Genomic DNA, 3,674 nt, shown 5'->3' with positions numbered 1-3,674 from the left:
TGCGGCTGGCGCCGAAGCGCCAGCCGCCGAGCCGCAGGCCGATGCCGCGGTGACCGATCAGCCCGGCGTGCCGCTCGCGATCCTCACCGCCGATTGCCTGCCGGTGCTGCTCAGCAACCGTGAAGGGTCGGTGGTGGGGGCGGCGCATGCCGGCTGGCGCGGCCTGTGTGGCGGGGTCATCGAGCAGACCGTCCTGGCGGCGCGCGGGTTGGCGCCGGCGTCGACCGACTGGATCGCCTGGCTCGGACCGGCGATCGGGCCTGCTGCCTTCGAGGTGGGCGAGGAGGTGCGTGAGGCTTTTCTTGCCCACGATGCGCGGGCGGCGCTCTGCTTCACGGCGGGCGCACGGCCTGGCAAATGGCAGGCCGATCTCTTCGGGCTGGCCCGTCAGCGTCTGGCGGCAGCGGGGGTCGACCGGGTGGCGGGCGGCGGCGAGTGCACGGTGGCCGACCCGCTGCGCTTCTACTCGTTCCGCCGTGACCGGGTCACCGGCCGGCAGGCCAGCTTCATCTGGATCGATCCTCGCTGACCGGCGCTGCCGCCGGGGCGGGCGCCGCCGGGTCAGGGGCTTCCCCGATCGTGGGCTCGGCAACCGTTGCCGCCTCGCGCTGCGCGGTGCGCAGGCGCTGCCGTCGCCGCTGGGGCGTGCCGACCAGATAGAGCAGCAGCGCCAGTGGCAGCAGGCCGGCGCCCACGAAGGTGACGATGCCGCGAAAGACCGTCGGCTGCATCACCGACACCAGCATCAGGACATACAGCCAGGCGATCGCAACGATGTACACGGGGAGCTCGGGGCAAGGGGCTTGGGGTTGGGACGGCGGCCCGGCGCAAGGACGGTGTAAGCAGCCCCGGTTAGAGTCCAGCGGGTGCGGGTCTGGGCTTCCGATGCCCCCCGCGTGGTGCTCGGTCGGGGGATATCCCGGTTGTTTCATTTTTTGGTAGCACAATAGGATGCCTCAAAAAAAGCGCAACCCGTCCGCCAACGCGGACTCTTCTCAGGGGAAATCCATGGCGTCCTCGGCGCAGTCCACCCGTCGCAGGGCGGCATCGCGTCCGGCCGCGGCGAAGGCCGGGCGTGGAAGCGCTGCCGCCGGCGCAGGGGCTGCCGATACCGCTGCCGCGTCCGCACGCCCCGATCCTGCCGCCGCGGTCGGCGCCAGCGGCACCGATCCGTCGGGCTTCCCCGGGCTGCCGCCCTTGACGCTGCCGTCGGGTGCCGTCATCCCGCCGGCCAGGCTGGCCGAACTCCAGGCCGAGTATCTCGAGCGCTGGCAGGCACTGGTGGCGTCGGGCATCCAGCATGCCGGCGTCACGCTGAGCGACCGCCGTTTCGCGAACGAGGCCTGGCACGACAGCGGTCCGCATGCCTGGACCGCCGCGCTCTACCTGCTCAATGCCGAGTTCCTGCAGAAGATGGCCGCCTCGATCGAGTCCGATGCCCGGACGCAGGAGCGGATCCGCTTCGCCACCCAGCAGTGGGTGGACATGATGTCGCCGGCCAACTTCCTGGCCACCAACCCCGAGGCGCAGCGCCGCATCATCGACACCCGTGGCGAAAGCCTGCGGGTGGGTCTGGAGAATCTCTTCAGCGACCTCGAGAAGGGCCGCATCTCGCAGACCGACGAAGAGGCCTTCGAGGTGGGCCGCAATGTGGCCACCAGCCCCGGGGGCGTGGTCTTCCAGAACGACCTGATCCAGATCGTGCAGTACACGCCGAGCACACCGAAGGTGGGCAGCCGGCCGCTGCTGATGGTGCCGCCGAGCATCAACAAGTTCTACATCATGGATCTGCAGCCGGACAACTCGCTGGTCGCCTACGCGGTGTCGCGCGGCCACACGGTGTTCATGCTGAGCTGGCGCAATGTCGGGCCCGAACTGGGCCATCTCACCTGGGACGACTATCTCGAGCAGGGCATCTTCGAGGCGATCCGTGCGGTGCGCGAGATCAGCGGCGCGCAGACCATCAATGCCCTGGGCTTCTGCGTGGGCGGCACCATCCTGGCCACGGCTCTTGCGGCGCTGGCCGCCCGCGGCGAGCGCCCGGTGGCCAGCCTCACCCTCATGACCACGCTGCTCGACTTTGCCGAGCCGGGGTCGCTGGGGGTCTTTGTCGACGAGGCCTTCGTGCGCTACCGCGAGCAGACTCTCGGCAGCGGCGGCATTCTCAAGGGCCAGGAGCTGGCCACCACCTTCTCGTTCCTGCGCCCCAACGACCTGGTCTGGAACTATGTCGTCAGCAACTACCTGAAGGGCGACCGGCCGCCGGCCTTCGACCTGCTCTACTGGAACGCCGACAGCACCAATCTGCCCGGGCCGATGTATGCCTGGTACCTGCGGCACATGTACCTGCACAACGAGCTGCGCATCCCCGACCGGCTGGTGTGCGCTGGCCAGCCGATCGATCTGCGTCGCATCAACGTGCCCACCTTCGTGTTCGGCGCCCGCGAGGACCACATCGTGCTGTGGCGCGCAGCGTACGGCTCCACCCAGCTGCTCGACGGGCCGGTGCGTTTCGTGCTGGGCGCCAGCGGTCACATTGCCGGTGCCATCAACCCGGTGTCGCGCAACAAGCGCAGCTACTGGGTCGGGCCCGAGCGCTATCCCGCCGATCCCGAGGCCTGGCTCGCCCAGGCCACCGAGCGGCCGGGAAGCTGGTGGCAGGAGTGGGCCGACTGGCTCGATGGCCATCGCGGCCCGCTGCGCGCGGCCCCTGCCTCGCTGGGGGCACGCGGCTTGCGCGTGCTCGAGCCGGCCCCCGGCAGCTATGTCAAGACCCGCGCGCCGCAGTGATGCGCCTGGCCCGCTCGACCCGTTCCCGCATCCGGCCAATCCCGGCCTTCCCGATTCGAACCTGAAGGAGATCTCCATGAGCCAGAAGCTCGCCTACGTGACCGGTGGCATGGGTGGCATCGGTACCGCCATCTGCCGCAAGTTTCACGACATGGGCTACACCGTGGTGGCCGGCTGCGGCCCCACCCGCGACTTCGCGAAGTGGCTCGCCGAACAGAAGGCCGACGGCTATGCCTTCCACGCCTCGGTGGGCAATGTGTCCGACTGGGAATCCACCCGGGCGGCCTTCGAGAAGGTGCGTGCCGAGCTCGGCGTACCGGACATCGTGGTCAACAATGCCGGCATCACCCGCGATGGCGTGTTCCGCAAGATGTCGCTCGATGACTGGAATGCGGTGATCAGCACCAACCTGAATTCGCTGTTCAATGTCACCAAGCAGGTCATCGACGGCATGCTCGACAAGGGCTGGGGCCGGATCATCAACATCTCGTCGGTCAACGGCGAGAAAGGCCAGTTCGGCCAGACCAACTATTCGGCCGCCAAGGCCGGCATGCACGGCTTCACGATGGCCCTGGCGCAGGAAGTGGCCAGCAAAGGTGTTACTGTCAATACCGTGTCTCCCGGTTACATTGCCACCGACATGGTGATGGCGGTTCGTGAAGATGTGCGCGAGAAGATCATCCAGACCATCCCGGTGCGCCGCCTGGGCCGTGCCGAGGAAATCGGCTCCATCTGCGGCTGGCTCACCACCGACGATGCCGGCTTCACCACCGGTGCCGACTTCTCCTGCAACGGTGGGCTGCACATGGGGTGAACCCGGCGCCGGCCACTGGCCGGCGCGGGGTTCTCCGCCCGGGCCTGCCGGCCCGGGCGTGGGGATCGGA

The 3,674-nt window shown here is 68.8% G+C and carries 4 protein-coding genes; 3 read left to right on the top strand and 1 reads right to left on the bottom strand.

Going from position 1 to position 3,674, the window contains the following annotated elements:
• Positions 1-529, top strand: a 529-nt coding sequence (gene pgeF / locus AC2H6A_RS18600; protein ID WP_484275211.1) for a peptidoglycan editing factor PgeF, incomplete at its 5' end; no start/stop codon positions are given.
• Here pgeF and AC2H6A_RS18595 read toward each other — a convergent pair.
• The gene (locus AC2H6A_RS18595) at positions 507-782 is read right to left on the bottom strand and encodes a hypothetical protein (protein ID WP_484275210.1); all 276 of its coding nucleotides are present in this window, start codon (positions 780-782) and stop codon (positions 507-509) included. The genes pgeF and AC2H6A_RS18595 overlap by 23 nt on opposite strands.
• Before the next feature lie 226 nt (positions 783-1,008).
• Between AC2H6A_RS18595 and AC2H6A_RS18590 the strand changes: the two genes are divergently transcribed.
• Together AC2H6A_RS18590 and phbB are read left to right on the top strand one after the other, a co-directional pair.
• The gene (locus AC2H6A_RS18590; protein WP_484275209.1) at positions 1,009-2,790 is read left to right on the top strand and encodes a PHA/PHB synthase family protein; all 1,782 of its coding nucleotides are present in this window, start codon (positions 1,009-1,011) and stop codon (positions 2,788-2,790) included.
• A 76-nt stretch (positions 2,791-2,866) separates the two neighbouring features.
• A complete protein-coding gene (gene phbB / locus AC2H6A_RS18585; protein ID WP_484275208.1) occupies positions 2,867-3,604 on the top strand; it encodes an acetoacetyl-CoA reductase in 738 nt (245 codons plus the stop codon).
• Positions 3,605-3,674: the final 70 nt, after the last annotated feature.

It is taken from the genome of Quisquiliibacterium sp., assembly GCF_982640115.1.
Note: the sequence above shows the minus strand (reverse complement) of the source record. Positions and strands in the feature narration are given on the sequence as shown.

Coding starts and splice junctions, on each gene's coding strand:
- phbB (WP_484275208.1), top strand. CDS start 2,867: ATGAGCCAGAAGCTCGCCTACGTGACCGGTGGCATGGGTGGCATCGGT.
- AC2H6A_RS18590 (WP_484275209.1), top strand. CDS start 1,009: ATGGCGTCCTCGGCGCAGTCCACCCGTCGCAGGGCGGCATCGCGTCCG.